This window comes from Amycolatopsis sp. NPDC028719 (assembly GCF_055565395.1).
Window position 1 is genome coordinate 416473 of record NZ_JBVHUL010000002.1, and the last position, 15930, is coordinate 432402.

At 73.3% G+C, this 15930-nt stretch carries 14 protein-coding genes; 9 read left to right on the forward strand and 5 right to left on the reverse strand.

Annotation, left to right across the window (positions count from 1 at the left end):
* The first annotated feature begins 138 nt into the window (after positions 1-138).
* Genes ACZ4TR_RS09940 through ACZ4TR_RS09955 form a run of 4 tightly spaced genes read left to right on the forward strand, consistent with a single transcriptional unit; the run spans position 139 to position 5619 of the window.
* Positions 139-333, forward strand: a complete 195-nt coding sequence (locus ACZ4TR_RS09940) for an MbtH family protein (RefSeq protein ID WP_465286698.1) — start codon at positions 139-141, stop codon at positions 331-333.
* On the forward strand, positions 330-1220 hold the full coding sequence (locus ACZ4TR_RS09945; RefSeq protein WP_465286699.1) for a ketopantoate reductase family protein: 891 nt from the start codon (positions 330-332) through the stop codon (positions 1218-1220). Before ACZ4TR_RS09940 ends, ACZ4TR_RS09945 begins: the two co-directional genes overlap by 4 nt.
* Before the next feature lie 11 nt (positions 1221-1231).
* Positions 1232-1495 carry an acyl carrier protein gene (locus ACZ4TR_RS09950; RefSeq protein ID WP_364521595.1) on the forward strand — a complete coding sequence of 88 codons (264 nt, stop codon included), beginning with the start codon at positions 1232-1234 and terminating at the stop codon, positions 1493-1495.
* A gap of 17 nt (positions 1496-1512) precedes the next feature.
* A complete protein-coding gene (locus ACZ4TR_RS09955; RefSeq protein ID WP_465286700.1) occupies positions 1513-5619 on the forward strand; it encodes a non-ribosomal peptide synthetase in 4107 nt (1368 codons plus the stop codon).
* On the opposite strand, the gene ACZ4TR_RS09960 is transcribed toward ACZ4TR_RS09955, so the two are convergent.
* The 3 genes from ACZ4TR_RS09960 to ACZ4TR_RS09970 form a co-directional block, all read right to left on the reverse strand.
* A complete protein-coding gene (locus tag ACZ4TR_RS09960) occupies positions 5606-6100 on the reverse strand; it encodes a hypothetical protein (protein WP_465286701.1) in 495 nt (164 codons plus the stop codon). The two genes, ACZ4TR_RS09955 and ACZ4TR_RS09960, sit on opposite strands and share 14 nt — an antisense overlap.
* A gap of 17 nt (positions 6101-6117) precedes the next feature.
* Positions 6118-7227, reverse strand: coding sequence for a hypothetical protein (locus tag ACZ4TR_RS09965; protein WP_465286702.1), 1110 nt, complete (start codon positions 7225-7227; stop codon positions 6118-6120).
* Between the two features lie 124 nt (positions 7228-7351).
* Complete coding sequence (locus ACZ4TR_RS09970) at positions 7352-8767, reverse strand: amidohydrolase family protein (protein ID WP_465286703.1); 1416 nt, start codon at positions 8765-8767, stop codon at positions 7352-7354.
* 140 nt (positions 8768-8907) lie between these two features.
* On the opposite strand from ACZ4TR_RS09970, the gene ACZ4TR_RS09975 reads away from it, so the two are divergent.
* The 5 genes from ACZ4TR_RS09975 to ACZ4TR_RS09995 all read left to right on the forward strand — a co-directional run bounded on the left by ACZ4TR_RS09975 (position 8908) and on the right by ACZ4TR_RS09995 (position 13560).
* Entirely contained in the window at positions 8908-9717 is an 810-nt protein-coding gene (locus ACZ4TR_RS09975) for an IclR family transcriptional regulator domain-containing protein (RefSeq protein WP_465286704.1), read from the forward strand.
* A gap of 67 nt (positions 9718-9784) precedes the next feature.
* Positions 9785-10945, forward strand: a complete 1161-nt coding sequence (locus ACZ4TR_RS09980) for a CaiB/BaiF CoA transferase family protein (protein WP_364521588.1) — start codon at positions 9785-9787, stop codon at positions 10943-10945.
* The gene (locus ACZ4TR_RS09985; RefSeq protein WP_465286705.1) at positions 10938-11729 is read left to right on the forward strand and encodes a citryl-CoA lyase; all 792 of its coding nucleotides are present in this window, start codon (positions 10938-10940) and stop codon (positions 11727-11729) included. The genes ACZ4TR_RS09980 and ACZ4TR_RS09985 overlap by 8 nt, the downstream gene beginning before the upstream one ends.
* 11 nt (positions 11730-11740) lie before the next feature.
* On the forward strand, positions 11741-12601 hold the full coding sequence (locus tag ACZ4TR_RS09990; protein WP_465286706.1) for a dioxygenase family protein: 861 nt from the start codon (positions 11741-11743) through the stop codon (positions 12599-12601).
* Positions 12602-12606: 5 nt separating this feature from the next.
* The gene (locus tag ACZ4TR_RS09995) at positions 12607-13560 is read left to right on the forward strand and encodes a quinone oxidoreductase family protein (RefSeq protein WP_465286707.1); all 954 of its coding nucleotides are present in this window, start codon (positions 12607-12609) and stop codon (positions 13558-13560) included.
* Here the strand turns inward: ACZ4TR_RS09995 and ACZ4TR_RS10000 are convergent.
* A complete protein-coding gene (locus tag ACZ4TR_RS10000; protein WP_364521584.1) occupies positions 13557-14090 on the reverse strand; it encodes a carboxymuconolactone decarboxylase family protein in 534 nt (177 codons plus the stop codon). The genes ACZ4TR_RS09995 and ACZ4TR_RS10000 overlap by 4 nt on opposite strands.
* 100 nt (positions 14091-14190) lie before the next feature.
* Positions 14191-15906 carry a glycosyl hydrolase family 18 protein gene (locus ACZ4TR_RS10005; protein ID WP_465286708.1) on the reverse strand — a complete coding sequence of 572 codons (1716 nt, stop codon included), beginning with the start codon at positions 15904-15906 and terminating at the stop codon, positions 14191-14193.
* Between the last annotated feature and the right edge of the window lie 24 nt (positions 15907-15930).

Consider the following 15930-nt stretch of genomic DNA (forward strand, 5'->3'; position numbering starts at 1 on the left):
TCACAGCATTTTGGAATAGGTTTTCCGACACGCCGGATCATCTTCCGCGAATGCGCAGAAATGGAGAAGGGCGGGTGTCCGGGACTCGCTACCGTCGATTTCGATAGCTGCGGCAGGCGGTGCGGAGTGGGGGCGAAAGTGCCGGAAGACGACGGTGCGACGCATGTCGCCGTGGTGAACGACGAAGAGCAGTACTCGGTCTGGCCGGCCGGGATCGCGGTGCCGCCGGGCTGGCACGCGACCGGGTTCACCGGCACCGAGGAAGCCTGCCTCGACCACGTCGCCGACACGTGGCGCGACATCGCCCCGCGCTCGGTCCGCCGGTCCGCATGAGCCGGCACGCGATCCTCGGCGGCGGCGGGGTCGGGCTCGCCCTCTCCGCCGCCCTCGCGCGCGGCGGAGAGACCGTGACGCTCCTGCTGCGGGCCGCCGCTCTCCCCCGCTACCCCGGCACCGTGACGGTGCACCACGGGATCCGCGAGAGCTTCACCGCCGCGGTCCCGGCCGCCGCCACCCTGGCCGAGCCGGTCGACGTGCTGTGGATCTGCGTCAAGCACCCCGACCTGGCCGGCGCCCTGACGAGCGTGACGGCCGAACCCGGCGTCGTCGTCCCGCTGCTCAACGGGCTCGGGCACCTGCCGCCGCTGCGGGCGCGCTTCGGCGACCGGGTGGTCGCGGCCGCGATCCGGATCGAGGCCGCCCGGACCGCGGCCGGCGAGGTCCGGCTGGAGTCCCTGTTCACCGAGATCGACCTGGCCGGGCCGCCCGCGGTCGTCTCGGCGGCCCTGACCGCGGCCGGGATCGGCTGCACCGACGGCGGAACCGCGGCCGACGTCCTGTGGCGCAAGCTCGCGCTGCTCGCCCCGCTGGCCCTCGCCACGACGTGCGCCGCCGGTCCGCTCGAGCGGGTCCGCGCCGACGACGAGCTGAGCCGGCTGATGCTCGCCTGCGCGGACGAGGCCTGCGCGGTCGGCCGGGCCGAAGGCGCCCGCCTGGACCGCGGCCGCGTGCTGCGCGCGCTCACCCGCGCACCCGGCCGGACCCGCACGTCGCTGCAGCGGGACGCCGAACGCGGCGTGGCCGGTGAGCTCGCCGCGATCGCCGGCCCGATCCGCGCCGCCGGGGCCCGCCGCGGCATCCCGACCCCGGCCACCGACCGGCTCGTGCACCGGGCCGGGAAGCACGCGGGCACGCCCCTGCCCGCGGGAACCCGAGAGTGAGGCAAGCGCCCATGTCGCCGAAGACCAGCCTGGAGAACACGCTGCGCGAGATCCTGGTCGCCGACCTGTACGTCGACGTCCCGGCCGACGGCATCCACGCCGAAGACAGCCTGCAGGAAACCCTCGGGCTCGACTCGCTCGGGTTCATCGAACTGCGCGCCCGCTGCGAGCAGCAGTTCGGCGTGGCCATCTCCGACACCGACTTCACGCCGGTGAACTTCCGGTCCATCAGCACGATCGCCGACTTCGTCGTGCGGCGCCAGGCCGGCAACTGATTCTCGAGGGGAGCACCGTGATCGAGGCGCGCAGGCCGGCGACGGCGGAACAGACCGAGGTGTGGCTGGCCATGCAGCGGGAGCCGGAGTCCGCCCGGTTCACCATCCCGCTCGACCTGGAGTTCACCCCCGGCGTCGACGTCGGGGCGCTGCGGGCCGCGCTCGGCGACGTCGTCGAGCGGCACCCCAACCTGCGCAGTGCCTTCCACGCCGAGGGCGGCGAGCTCGTGCAGGTGGTGCACGAGCGGCCGCCGGTGCCGTTCGCCGAGCACCGGCGGCCGGGCCGCTACGACCGTGCCGCGGCCCTGGAGTGGGCCGCCGCGGTCGCGTCGCAGCCGTTCGACCTCACCTCCGAGCCGCTCGTGCGGGGCACGCTGCTGACCGCCGACGACGGTGCGCTGTTCGTGCTGGCCGTGCACCACATCGTGTCCGACGGCTGGTCGCAGGGCATCCTGCTGCGCGACCTCGCGCACGCCTACGCGTCGCGGACGGCCGGGAACGCGCCGTGGGACGCGCCGCTGCCCACCGAGCCGTCCACTGTGGACGTATCACCGGATGAGCTCACGTCGTACTGGGCGGGCCTGCTCGCCGACCAGCCGCCGTCGCTGGCCCCGATCGCGGACCTGAACCGGCCCGGCTCGGTGCCGGGGGTGGCCGGCTTCCACGAGCACGTGCTGTCCGGCGAGGTCCTCGACCGTGTCCGCGCGGTGGCCCGCGAGCGGCTGGCGTCGCCCGCGGTGGTCGTGCTGAGCGCGTGGCTGACCCTGCTGCACGCGTGGAGCGCCACCGGCGACGGCACCACGGGCATGCTGTTCGCCTCGCGCACCGGGGAGAACGAGGACCGCGTCGACCTGCTGGCCCGGGTTCTCCCGGTGCGCAGCAGCCTCGGCTTCGCCGAATCCTTCACCACACTCGTCGACCGCGTCCGCGACCAGGTGCTCGACTCGCTCGAGCACTCGGCCGTGCCCTCGGCGCGGCTGCGCGAGATCCGGCGTGACGGCGGCGCGGCCCTCATCGACAACAGCGTCTTCATGTACTTCCCGGAGCAGGAGCAGACCTGGACCGCCGGGGACACGACCGTCCGGGTCGTCGAACACGAGACCGCCGCCGGCAAGTACGACCTGTCGCTGGCGGCGCTGGAAGGCGAGGCGCACCTGCGGGTGCGCGTCGACCACGACACGCTCGTGTACCGCGGCAGCACCGCCGAACTGCTGCTCGCCCAGCTGGTCAAGCTCCTCACCGACGCCGTCGCCGACCCGGCCGCGAGCTGCGGCTCGCTCGTCGCCGCGTGCGACCCCTTCGTGCCGGCCCGTCCGGAGACCGAACGCGAGCCGGTCAACCGCGTTCTGCTGCCCGACCTGGTGCGCCGGCACGCGCAGCTGCGACCGGACGCGGTGGCCGTGCGCTACCACGACGAGGTGCTCACCTACGCCGAGCTCGTCGGGCGCGCGGCGTCGGTCGCGAACTGGCTGCGCGCCGAAGGGGCCGGCGCCGAGTCGCTGGTGGCGCTGCTGCTGCCACCGGGGCCGACGTCGGTGGTGTTCTGGCTGGGCACGCTGATGGCGGGCGCGGCCTACGTGCCGCTCGACCCGGCCTACCCCGACGCGCAGCTGCAGATGGTGATCGACGACGCCCGCCCGCGGCTGGTGATCGGCGCGCCCGGGTTCGTCGAGCGGGTGCGGCTGCCCAAGTGCCCGATCTACCTCGTCGACGAAGCGCTCGCCGAGGCCGCCCGCCACCCGGCCACCCCGCCGGCGGTGGCGATCGACCCGGCGTCGGTGTTCAACGTGCTCTACACGTCCGGCTCGACGGGCCGGCCCAAGGGTGTCGTGTGGCCCCACTCGGGGTTCGTCCGGCTGCTGGACCGGCCCGACTTCGTGCCGCTGCACCACACCGACGTCGTCTCCCAGCTCTCGCCGCTGAACTTCGACGGCGCGACCTACGAGGTCTGGGGCGCGCTCACCCACGGCGCCGAGCTGGTGATCTTCGACAAGGAGCTGACGCTGAGCCCGCCGGAGCTGCGGACGGCGTTCCGCGAGCGCGGGATCACCACGCTGATCGTGTCGACGCCGCTGCTGAACCGGCTGATCGAGGACGTGCCCGACCTGTTCCCCGGCCTGCGCCGGGTGTACTTCGGAGGCGAGATCATCTCGGTGCCGCACATGGAGAAGGCGCTGCGCTGGTGCGCGCCCGGGACCCTGCTGCACAGCTACGGGCCCACGGAGAACTCGTTCACCTCGACGTGGACGCCGGTCACGGCGATCGAGGAGCACACGCGCACGCTGTCGATCGGCTCGGTCGTCCCGGAGACCGACGGCCACGTCGTGTTCGACCACGCCACGATGCGCCGGGCGCCCCGCGGGGTGCCGGGTGAGCTGCTGCTGGGCGGCACCGGCGTCACCCGCGGCTACCTGGGCAATCCCCGCGAGACGGCGCGGCGCTTCATCCCGGACCCGTACTCCGGCGTGCCGGGCGCTCGCCTGTACCGCACGGGCGACCGGGTGCGGTGGCTGCCGGACGGGCGGCTGGAGTTCATCGGCCGCAACGACAACCAGGTGAAGATCCGCAGCCAGCGCGTCGAGCTCGGCGAGGTCGAGTCGGCGCTCGCGGCGCACGCGTCGGTGGAGGCGGCGTTCGTCCGGGTGTGCCTGAACAGCCGTGGGGAGAAGGAGATCGCGGCGTACGTGGTGTTCGGCCCGGGCGGCACGGTGGAAGAGCTGCGGCGGCACGCGCGGGAGGTGCTGCCGGCGTTCGCGGTGCCCCGGTACCTGGTGCCCTTGGACCGGATGCCGCTGACGCCGAACGGGAAGATCGACCGGCGGCGGCTGCCCGAGGTCGATGCGGCGGTTCCCGCCGTCGCGCCCGCTCCGGTGGTGCCCGCGGTCGTCGCACCGGCGGACTCCACTGTGGACCTGGTGCGGGCGGCGTGGGCGGAGCTGCTCGAGCACGACACGTTCGCGATGGACGACAACTTCTTCGACGTCGGCGGGCATTCGCTGATCCTGGTGAAGCTGCAGGCGAACCTCCGGGCCCGGTTCGCGACGGCCCCGACGATCGGCGACCTGCTGCGGCACACGACGGTGCGGGCCCAGGTGGCGTTGCTGGCGAACGTCGCGCCGGTCGGTCTCGCCCCCACCGACGCGGTGGAGCCCGCGCGTGCCTCCGCGACCTCGGCGCCGGAGACCACGCCCGCTGCGGTACCGGCCGGCGAGCCGGTGAGTGCGGCGGCACCGCCGGAGCCCGCGGTAGCGTCGACGGGCATCGCCGCGCCGCCGGCGGGTCCCGTGCCCGGCGGGCGGCAGGTGCTCGCCGTGTCCGCGGCGACCCCCGGCGCACTCGCCGAAGCGCGGCGGCGGCTGGCCGAGCACCTCACCGCCGCCGACGGCGTCGACCTCGCGGGCGTCGCGGCCACCTTGGACCGTGGCCGCGAACGGTTCCCTCACCGCTTCGCCGTCGTCGCCGGGGATGTCGCCGAAGCCGTGACCGGGTTGCGCGCCGGCACCGGGCATGCCGGAGTCGTCGACCGGACGCGTCCGGTCCGGGTGGTCTTCGCCTTCGGCCCGGCGGCGTTCGCCGGGCAGCACGCTCTGCTCGCGGAGTTCACCACCCGCGGCGCGGCGCCGGACGTCGTCACCGGCGACGGCACCGGGCACCTGAGCGCCGCCGTCGCCGCCGGGGCCCTGTCCTTCGCCGACGGCGCGCGCCTGGCCGAAGCCCTCGACCGGGGCACCCTCACCGCCGCACTCGACGAGGTCACCTTCGCCCCGCCCGCCGTGCCGATCGCCACTCCGGCGGGCATCCTGCCCGCCGGGCGGCCGCTCGACACCCGGCTGTGGGCCAAACACCTCACCGCACCCCCGGACGCGTCGGCGCTGCTCGCCGCCACCGGCGGCCGGGCGGCCGTCGTCGTCGACTTCGGCGGTGAGTTCTCGGCCGCGATCGCGGCGCGCCCGGAGCTGACCGGGGTGCCCGCGGTGTCCGCTGTGTCGTCTTCGGACGTTCACCCGGCACTGGCCGGGCTGTGGTGCGCCGGGGTGAACGTCGAGCTGAGCGACCGCCGGGCGCGCCGCGTCCGCCTGCCCGGCTACCCCTTCGCCCGCCCGGCCGGGCTCAAGCCGGCTTGAGCAACCCCACGACCGCGGCCGACTTCGCGTCGTCCAGGAAGCGCAGGCCCATGAAGTTGTCGCCTTCGGTGAAGCCCGGCAACGCCCAGAGCGCTTCGTAGGGCAGCCCGACAGTCCGGTAGCGACGCAGGCTGTAGACGTTGCTGAACAGGCACTTCCCCGGGTCGGGGGTCCACAGCCGACGAGCGAAGGCGGGGTTCCGGAAGCCGTGCCCCACTTCGGCGGCGGCTTGGACGTGCTTGCGGCCGGTGAACAGCACGACGTCCCCGGTGCGCACGGTGTCCATCCGGCGGTCGTACTTGTCCTTGGCGCCCCAGAACCGCGCCCGCCCGCCGGGGTGCAGCGCGTCCAGGCGGGCGAGGTCGGCCGGATCGAGAAGGTCGGCGTAGGCCCGGTAGGCGACGGTCTTCTCCAGCGACTCGGCCCCGTACCGGCGGGCGTCCGCGGTGCCGTAGGCGGGCTGGATGAAGACCTGGACCACGACCGCACGGTACCGCGTCACGGTTCGCGCGCCACCACGTGCTCCGGCGATCGCCTCGGTTCCTGGGCGGGAATGCCGCCGCGGGCGGGAAGCGGGTCGTCGGTGACCTTGACCCAGCCGCGCACCCCGGCCGGCGCCCGCCACCCCGGCACCTCCTCGGCGACCTGGTCGTGCACGCCGAGCGCGTGGCTGCAGTGCTCGTGCCACGCGCTGATCATCGCTGCCCGGGTACGGGCGCGCCGCAGGTCGGCGTGCAACGCGAGCAGTTCGTGCACCGAGTGCCGGGACACTTCCTCGGCCGAGCCGAGACCCGCCGGGGTCCGCCCCTCGCACACCGGGCAGGCGCACGGCCACAGCTGCGCCAGGTCAGGAGTTCCCGCGAAGACCCGGCCGAGCGTTTCGAGGCGGTGGTAGGCCAGCAGCGGGGTGACGAACGCCGAGATCCCGGGACGGGGCGGCCGTCCGCGCAGCTGGTGGGGATAGGTGTGGCGCAGTGCGCTGGTCGTGCCGGCCGCGCCCGCGTGCGCTCCGTGGCACAGCGCGCCCACGGCGGCGATGTCGGACCTCAGGAGGATCACCGGCACCGTGACCGCAGCCAGCAGGCGGAGGAACCGCCGGACCAGGTACTGGATCCCGAACGGGTCGTCGCGGTGCTCGACCGCGATCGCGACCGGAACCCCGCGCGCGTTGATCTCGCGGATCAGGGCACCGCACGCGGCGTTCGTGGCGAACCAGCGTGCGGCCAGGGGCAGTACCGCCACCACCGGAGATCGACGATGCGCCGCCGCCCGGAGGATCGTGCGCAGTCCGCGGATGTCGTAGAGGGCGACGTACCCGGAATCGGTGAGCGGGAGCAACCCGAGCGCGGCCTGCCGGCCGAGCCACGCCGGGTGCGTCCCCCGGCCGGCGCCGACGCGCTTGCTCCCCGAATACCGGTCGGCGTCGCACAGGAGCGGGCCGGTGAACCCGCGGTCGCGCAAGGCTCGGACGGTTCGCTCGAGGTCTCCGCCGGTGAGCACGAGGCCGGCGTCCCACGTCCGCGCGATCTCCGCGGCGACGAGTGCCTGGCGCGGCCGGCACTGGATCAGCAGCCGCCCGGCGATGTCGTCCAGGCCCGCACTTCCCACGGTTCCACCGTGAGCCGCGAGGGCCGGCGCTGTCACCGGTGGTCACACGGGTGCGATCGCCAATCCGTGGAACGGCCCAGCGGTCCGGGTGCGGAGCGTGACGCCCGCGGATCCTGTGGGTGACTCAGCCGCCGTGCGTGGTGTCGCTCTGGTAGTCCGTGTACGTGTACGGGTTGTCGAGGACCTTCGCCGCCGGGATGTCCGGGTTCATCCCCTTCGCCCACGCCTCCTCGCCCAGCTGCCCACGCAGGTAGTCGACCGTCGACTCCACCCGCCGCCGGACCGCCGGGAGGTCCACGTCCACCAGGCGGCCGTCGCGTTTGACGATGCGGCCGCCGACCAGCACCGTGTGGACGTCGCCGCGCTGGGCCTGGAACGCCACGTGGCCGTAGGGGTTCAGCAGCGGGAACGACACCGGTGAGTGGTCGTTCTTCAGCAGCACCACGTCCGCCTTCTTGCCCACCTCCAGGCGGCCGAGGTCCGGGCGGCCCAGCGCGGCCGCGCCGCCGCGGGTGGCCCACTCCACCACCTGCTCCGCCCGCAGCGCCGCGTGCGTCACCGTCTCGCCCTTCGCGTGCGCCTCCAGGTGCTCGCGCGAGCGGTCCGCGCCCAGCGTCGTGCGCATCGCCGAGAACAGGTCGCCGCTCCACCAGACCGACGTGTCCATCGACAGCGACACCGGGATGCCGAATGTCCGCAGCGCCCAGGTGGGCGGGTAGCCCTGGCCCGCGCTCTGCTCGCTCTCCGTCGACACCGACACCGACCCGCCCGTCGCGGCGATCCGGTGGTAGGAGTCCGCGGAGAGGGACGCGCCGTGCACGTAGATCGTGTCCGGGGTCATGAACCCGTGGTCGTGCATCAGCTTGATGCCGTCGTCGCCGGTCGCGCCCCATACGCCGGCGTGCGTGGTCACCGGCACGCCCAGTTCGCGCGCCACCTCGAACGCCGGCTTCTCCGGGAACGCCGGGTCGCCGGTGACGTCGAAGGCGAGCTGGAAGCCCAGGTCGCCGCCCGTGCGCCGGGAGACGAAGTCGCGGAACTCGGGGGTGGCCGTCCAGGTCGCCGGGGCGTCCTGGATGTTGCCGTAGGCCAGCACGAACCGGCCGGGCACGGATTCGAGCGCGTCGGCCGCCGCGTCGGCGTGCTGCGTGGTCTGCAGGCCGTGCGACCAGTCCACTGTGGTCGTGACGCCCGCTTCGAGCGCTTCCCACGCGCCGAGCAGGTTGCCCGCGTAGATGTCCTCGGGGCGGAACACCTTGCCCCATTCGAGGTAGTACCAGACGAAGTACTGCGTCAGCGTCCAGTCGGCGCCGTAGCCGCGCATCGCCGTCTGCCACATGTGCCGGTGGGTGTCGATCATCCCCGGCATGACGATCCCGCCGGTGGCGTCGATCTCGGTCGTGCCCGCCGGGACCTCCAGCGCGGGCCCGATCGCGGCGATCTCGCCGCCGGTGACCAGGACGTCTTCGCCGGGCAGCACCCGGTGGGCGTCGTCGAGGGTCAGCACGGTGCCGCCGCGCAGGACGATCGGTCCGGTCATTACTGCCTCCGGTTGCGTACACTCGTCCGCTCTACGGACACTCGAACGGTGAAGTCACCTTTGCCCAGTGCCGCGCCGGTGTCAATCCCCGTCGATCGCCGCCGCTACGCTGCGGGCAGGACTGCAGAGGGAGGTCGCGCATGCCACGCGAGGGAACGGGTCCCGACTTCATCGAAGCGCTGGCGCGCGGGCTCGAGGTGATCACGGCCTTCGGGCCGCAGCGGCCGGAGATGACCCTGGCCGAGGTGGCCACGGCCACCGGCCTCGCCCGCCCGACCGCCCGCCGGATCCTGCTGACCCTGGAGGAGCTCGGCTACGTCCGGGCCGGCGGGCGTGGCTACGCCCTGACCCCGCGCGTGCTCGACCTCGGCGTCGCCTACGTCCACTCGATGGGGTTGTGGGACATCGCCCGGCCGCACCTGGAGCGCCTGGTCGAGCGCACGAACGAGTCGTGCTCGATCGCCCAGCTCGACGGCTCCGACATCGTCTACGTCGCCCGGGTCGCGGTGCCGAAGATCGTCGGGCTCAGCGTGCAGATCGGCACCCGCTTCCCGGCTTTGCCGACGTCGCTGGGCAAGGTGCAGCTGGCCGCATTGCCGCCGGACGAGCTGGAGGCGGTGCTGGCCCAGCCGACCCGGTCCGGGCTCGTCCCGCGCTGGCAGCCGGACCGGGGCGAGCGAGACGCCGAGCTGCGCGAGGTCCGCGCCCGCGGGTGGGCGCTCACCGACGAGCAGCTCGCGCTGGGCATCCGCTCGGTGGCCGCGCCGCTGCGCGACGGCTCGGGCCGGGTGATCGCCGGGGTCAACGTCAACTGCCACGCCGCCGAGACGTCGGTGGAGTGCCTCCTGGAGCACCACCTGCCGCTGCTGCTGCAGGCCGCCGGGGAGATCAGCGCCGACTTCGCGCGGCTGCACGACGTCCCGCACGTGACTGTGCCCGCGGTGTCTTGACCGTCGCCGCTCTCCGGAGCAAACTGCGGACAAGAGTCCGTCAGACGGACAGGAAGTGAGGAGCCGGGTGGACCACAGCGCTGCCGGCCCGTTGACCGGGCTGCTGGTCGCGGACTTCTCCCGGGTGCTCGCCGGGCCGTACGCCACGATGCTGCTCGCGGACATGGGCGCCGAGGTCGTCAAGGTCGAAGGGCCGCAGGGCGACGAGACGCGCACGTGGATGCCGCCGGTGCGCGGCGACGTCTCGACCTACTACCTCGGGGTGAACCGCGGGAAGCGCTCGATCGCCCTCGACCTGCGCGACGAGGCCGACGCCGCCGTCGCCCGCGAGCTGGCGGCCCGCGCGGACGTGGTGATCGAGAACTTCAAACCCGGCGGCCTGGCCAAGTACGGCCTCGACTACGACTCCGTCAAAACGGCCAACCCCGGCAGCGTCTACGCCTCCATCAGCGGCTTCGGCTCGGGTGAAGGCGCGCACGTGCCCGGCTACGACTTGATGGTGCAGGCGATCTCGGGCCTGATGAGCCTGACCGGCGACCCGGACGGACCGCCCTACCGGGCCGGGATCTCGGTGTTCGACGTGATGGCGGGCAACCACGCGGTGATCGGCATCCTCGCCGCGCTGCGCCACCGCGACGCGACCGGCGAAGGCCAGCACGTCGAGGTCAACCTGCTGTCCTCCGCGCTGACCGGGCTGGTCAACCACAGCTCGGCCTACGCGGCGGGCGGGGTGGTGCCCTACCGGATGGGCAACGCCCACCCCAGCGTCTTCCCCTACGAGCCACTGCCCACCGCCGACCACGACCTGATCGTCGCCGCGGCCAACGACGGGCAGTTCCGCCGGCTGTGCGAGGTCCTCGGCCTGCCCGAGGTCCCGGACGACCCGCGGTTCGCCCGCAACGCCGACCGCACGAAGAACCGGGAAGAGCTGCGGCCGGTCCTGGTCGAGCGGCTGAAGGAACGCGGCGCGGTGGAGTGGTTCGACGCGCTGACGAAGGTCGGCGTCCCGTGTGGACCGATCAACACCATCGACGGCGGGTTCGCGATGGCCGAGCGCTTCGGCCTCGACCCGATCGTCGAGGTCGGCGACGGCGACCGCGCCGTCCCCACGACCCGGCACCCGATCCGGTTCTCCGCGACCCCGGCTGCCTACCGGCTGCCGCCGCCGGAGCTCGACGAACACGGCGCCGAACTGCGCGCCTGGCTCACGGAGACCCCGCATGACTGACCCCGCCTACGAGACCGCGCTCGGATCGTCCACCAAGGACAAGATCACCCTGCTCGGCCAAGACCTCGCCGAGGACGTCATGGGCACGGTCGGCTTCGGCGAGCTGGCCTTCTGGCTCGCGACGCAGCGACGTCCGTCCTCAGGGGAGACCCGGGTCTTCGAAGCGGTGCTCGCGGCGCTGGCCGACCACGGCTTCACGCCCACCGCGATCGTGACGCGGCTGACCTACCTGTCCGCACCCGACTCGGTCCAGGGCGCGCTGGCCGCCGGCCTGCTCGGCGGCGGGTCGCGCTTCCTCGGTGTCACCGAGGACTGCGGCCGGTTCCTGCACGACGTCCTGACGCAAACCGAGCGACCGACGGACGAGGCGGGCTGGGACGCGCTCGCGCTGAAGACCGTCGAAAACCGCCGTGCGGAGAAGAAGTTCGTCCCCGGGCTCGGGCACCACGTGCACAAGGACGGCGACCCGCGCACCCGGCGGCTGTTCCAGATCGCGGACGAGGAGGGCCTGCGCGGCCCGCACCTGGAGCTGTTCGCCGCCATCGGCCGCGTGCACCCCCAGGTGCTCGGGAAGACGCTGCCGCTCAACGGCGCCGGTGTCTGCGGCGCCGCGCTGGCGGATCTCGGGCTGCCGCTGGAACTGCTGCGCGGGTTCGCGCTGCTGGCCCGGACCGCCGGGCTGATCGGCCAGCTCGCCGAGGAGCTGCGCCACCCGGTCGCGAACGACATCTTCCTGTCGGTCGACCTGAACAACCGGCCGGTTCCGCCGGACCCGCAACGCTGAGAGGAACGCCGATGCAGCTCGTCACCGAGGACAACATCACCGAGCTCGCCGCGCAGCGCTGGTCGAGCGCGCACGACCCGCGGACGGCGGAGGTCATGGCCGCCCTCGTCCGGCACCTGCACGCCTTCGCCCGCGAAGTGCGGCTGAGCGAGACCGAATGGATGGCCGCCATGCGGTGGCTGACCGAAACCGGGCAGATCAGCAACGAAAAGCGGGAGGAGTTCATCCTCGCCTCCGACGTGCTCGGCCTGAGCATGCTGGTGGTGCAGATGAACCACGCCTTCGACGCCAAGGCGACCCCGGCCACCGTGCTCGGCCCGTTCCACATCGACGGCTCGCCGGAGAAGGAGTTCGGCGGCGACATGTCCGACGGCCTGCCCGGCACCCCGCTCTACGTCACCGGCACCGTCCGCGGCCTCGACGGCTCCCCCGTCGGCGGCGCGGTCCTCGACGTCTGGCAGGCCGACGAAGAAGGCGCGTACGAATCACAGATCGCGGACATCGACGAGGCTCGGCTGCGCGCGAAGTACGCCACGCGCGCCGACGGAACGTACTGCCTGCGCACCATCGCGCCGAAGGGGTACTCGATCCCGATGGACGGCCCGGTCGGCGAGCTCATCCGCGGCACGGACATCAGCCACTTCCGCCCGGCCCACGTGCACTTCCTGATCAACGCGGCCGGCTACGAGCCGCTGATCACGCACCTGTTCCAGGAGGGCGCCGAGTACCTCGACAGCGACGTCGTGTTCGGCACCAAGCAGGAGCTGGTCGTCACCTTCGAGCCCCGCGACCCGGGGCCGACGCCGGACGGTGGCGAGTCGGCCGGGCCGTGGCTCGAGGCCCGCTACGACTTCGTCCTCCAGCCCGTCTGAGCCCGATGCGCGCGGCGGAGATCCGGGCGGCCGGCGGTTCCCCGGTGGTGGCCGACCGGCCGGTGCCCGAGCCGGGGGCGGGTGAGGTCGCGGTGAGTGTCACGGCCGCGCCGATCACCCCGCTCGACCTGCTTTGCGCGTCCGGCACGTCCTACTTCGGCGCGCCGGAGACGCCGTACGTGCCGGGGGTCCAGGGAGTCGGGGTGCTGACGCGCCCGACGCCGACCGAGGCGGCCGGGACCGCGGTCTGGTTCGCCACGACCGCGGGCATGCGCCCCGGGGACGGCAGCATGGCCGAGCACGCCGTCGTCGCCCCGGATGACCTGGTGGTCCTGCCGCCGGGGGCGGATCCCGCGCTCGTGGCGGCGCTCGGGCTGTCGGCTGTCGCGGCGTGGATGTGCTTGACGGGGAAGGGAAACCTGGTCGCGGGCGAGACCGTGCTGGTGCTGGGCGCCGGCGGGGTGGTCGGCCAGTCGGCGGTGCAGCTGGCCCGCGTGGCCGGGGCCGGGCACGTCGTCGCGTGCGCGCGCTCGGCCGCCGCGCTGGAGCGGGCCCGGCGGCTCGGCGCGGACAGCGTCGTGCGGCTGACCGAGGACGACGACGTCGAAAGGCTGGCGCGCCGCCTCGGCGAAGTCCCGGTGGACCTCGTCATCGACCCGGTGTCCGGGATCCCGGCCGCGGCGGCACTGCGCGCCCTGCGCCCGGGCGGGCGGGCGGTGAACCTCGGGAGCGCGGCCGGCGACGAGTGCCCGGTGTCCTCGGCCGTGCTGCGCGGCAAGTCACTGCACATCCACGGCTACACGAACAACGAGCTCGACCCCGGCCGCCGCCGCGAAGCACTCCTCACGGTGGTGCGGCACGCGATGACCGGGGCACTGACCGTCGATTACGAACGCGTCCCCCTGCGCGACGCGGGTGATGCGTGGACCCGCCTGGGGCGGATCGTCCTGGTGCCCTAGCGGCCGTAGCCGTTCTCGACCAGCCGCTTGCCGATCAGGTCGAACACGGCCTCGTCGTCCGGCACGACCGTGGCCAGGCCGTCGACGTACCGGTTGAACATGCAGAAAGCCGCCGCGATCAGGACCGTGTCGTGCAGCTCGGTGTCGGTCGCGCCCTCCGCGCGGGCGGCGGCGACCAGCTCCTCGGTGACCGCGCGGCCGGTCTCCCGCACGGCGAGCGCGATCCGCAGCAGTGCCTTGAGCTTCGCCGACACCGGGGCGTCGTCGATTCCGCCGCACGCGGCGTCGACGACGGCCCGGCCGCCCTCGATGGTCTGGGCCGCCACCGCGGCGTGGCTGCCGGTGCAGAAGCGGCACTCGTTGCCCTGCGAGACGAGCGTGGCGATCAGCTCGCGCTCCCCGATCGTCAGGGTGCTGGGGCCGCGCAGCAGGACCTGGCCCAGCTGCCCGAGCGGCGCCGCGGTCTCCGGCCGGTAGGCGAAGAGCGCCGAGATCCCGGGCAGCTGCGGGTCGAGCGGGATGTGCGGCATCGGATCTCCTCGCGGGTGGTGAACGATCTCCCGTGAGTCTTTCGGTCGAGGGCGGCCCGGCCAACCTCCGCGTTGCCCAACCGGGCCGCCGCCGAAAGGATCAGCCGAGGGTGACGTCGTCGGCGTAGAGGGCACTTTGGCCGTACCAGCCGTGGACGTACACCGTCACCGCACCCGATGCGCCGGTCGTGAACGGCACCGACAGCTGGGTCCAGCCGCTGCTCGAGGTCCACGTGCTGGCGTTCGCGCCGCCCCGGACCCCGAGGTAGGCGTAGCTGCCCTGCACCCATGCCTTGAGCGTGTAGGCGTGGTTCGGCGCGAGCGTGACGTTCTGCGCCGCTTCCCCGGTGGCCGAGGAGGTGGGCACGACCTGCAGCGCGTGAGTGCCGGAGTGGGCCGGGGACGCGACGATCGCGTCGCCCGCGGCGCTCCACGGGCTCAGTGCGCCGGTCTCGAAGCCGCCGTTGACGACCGAGCCGGCCGGCGCGGTTCCGTTGACCGTGAGGGTGAAGGTGGCGCTGTGGCTGCCGGAGGCCCCGGCGCCGGTCACGGTGAGCGGGTACACGCCGGGGACGGCGGCCGACGTCGTGGCGATCGCGAGGGTCGCGTTGCCGCCCGCGGTGACCGAGCCGGGGCTGACCGACGCGGTGACGCCGGCAGGCGCGCCGGACACCGACAGCGTCACCGGCTGGGCGGAGCCGGACGTGACGGCGGTGCTGAGCGTGGCCGAGGTCGAGGCACCCGGGTTCACCGCGGCCGAGGCCGGGGTGGCGGCGAGGGAGAAGTCGTTGCCGGGCACGGTCGTGCCGCCGGTGAACGGCGCGAAGGCGTGGCTGAAGAACCAGGTGTCCTGGGCGATGCCGGAGCAGTTGTCCGCGGCGGCGCCGCCGGGGCAGCTGCCGTTGTCGCGTTGCAGGGCCCAGAACGACAGTTCGTTGATGCCCTTGGCGACCGCCCAGTTGTAGACGGTGGCCGCGTCCGCGGTCGTGAAGGTCTCGGCCGGGCCGAAGTCGTCGACGCCGATCATCTCGGTGATCCCGACCATCGCCCACAGCTGCGCCTGCGTCTTGCCCGGGTACAGCGCGCCGAGCTGGGAGACGAGCCCGTTCGCCGAGGTCTGGGTGTCGGTGGCCATCTGGTGGGCGGCGTTGTCGTAGTAGTCGAAGGTCATCATGTTGACCACGTCCACGCGGGTGCCGTTGGCGACGGCGTTGCGCAGCACGGCCAGGCCGCTGTCGGCGAGGCCGCGGGTGGTCGTGGGCAGGGTGTAGGAGATCTGCAGCGACCGCCCGGACGCCGCGGCCCGGTCCTGGACCTTCTTGATGGCCTTGTTGCGGCGGTCGATCCCGGCGGAGTTGGTGAGCGAGTTGTCCTCGATGTCCATGTCGAGCCGGGGGACGTCGTAGGTGGTGAGCACCGACTCGTAGGCCGCGGCGATCGAGTCCACGCTGGTGCAGCTGTCCGCGATCTCGGTGCCGGTGTTGTCGGCGGTGTAGCCGCCGAAGGACGGTATGACGTCGCCGCCGCGGGAGCGGATGGTGGCGATGTCCGGCCCGAACGTCGAGTTCGCGATCGGCATCCCGGTGTCGCCGTTCCAGTAGACGGTGCAGGACCCCTTGGTGGCGGCCTGGATGAAGGCCATCGTGAGGTGCTTGGCGCCCGACTGCTGGGCCAGCGCGGCGGGACTCTCGCCGGTCCAGGCCTCGAAGTAGGGCGCGAAGACGTGCGCGGGCAGCGGCGTCGCGGCCTGGGCGGTCCCGGCCACGCCGGCCAGTGAACCGGCCGAAATCGCCGTCAGGGCCAGCAAAACGGACATTCGGGAGAAAGATCTGCGTCGACG

Coding starts and splice junctions, on each gene's coding strand:
- ACZ4TR_RS09945 (WP_465286699.1), top strand. CDS start 330: ATGAGCCGGCACGCGATCCTCGGCGGCGGCGGGGTCGGGCTCGCCCTC.
- ACZ4TR_RS09950 (WP_364521595.1), top strand. CDS start 1,232: ATGTCGCCGAAGACCAGCCTGGAGAACACGCTGCGCGAGATCCTGGTC.
- ACZ4TR_RS09970 (WP_465286703.1), bottom strand. CDS start 8,767: ATGACCGGACCGATCGTCCTGCGCGGCGGCACCGTGCTGACCCTCGAC.
- ACZ4TR_RS09975 (WP_465286704.1), top strand. CDS start 8,908: ATGCCACGCGAGGGAACGGGTCCCGACTTCATCGAAGCGCTGGCGCGC.
- ACZ4TR_RS09985 (WP_465286705.1), top strand. CDS start 10,938: ATGACTGACCCCGCCTACGAGACCGCGCTCGGATCGTCCACCAAGGAC.
- ACZ4TR_RS09990 (WP_465286706.1), top strand. CDS start 11,741: ATGCAGCTCGTCACCGAGGACAACATCACCGAGCTCGCCGCGCAGCGC.
- ACZ4TR_RS09995 (WP_465286707.1), top strand. CDS start 12,607: ATGCGCGCGGCGGAGATCCGGGCGGCCGGCGGTTCCCCGGTGGTGGCC.
- ACZ4TR_RS10000 (WP_364521584.1), bottom strand. CDS start 14,090: ATGCCGCACATCCCGCTCGACCCGCAGCTGCCCGGGATCTCGGCGCTC.
- ACZ4TR_RS10005 (WP_465286708.1), bottom strand. CDS start 15,906: ATGTCCGTTTTGCTGGCCCTGACGGCGATTTCGGCCGGTTCACTGGCC.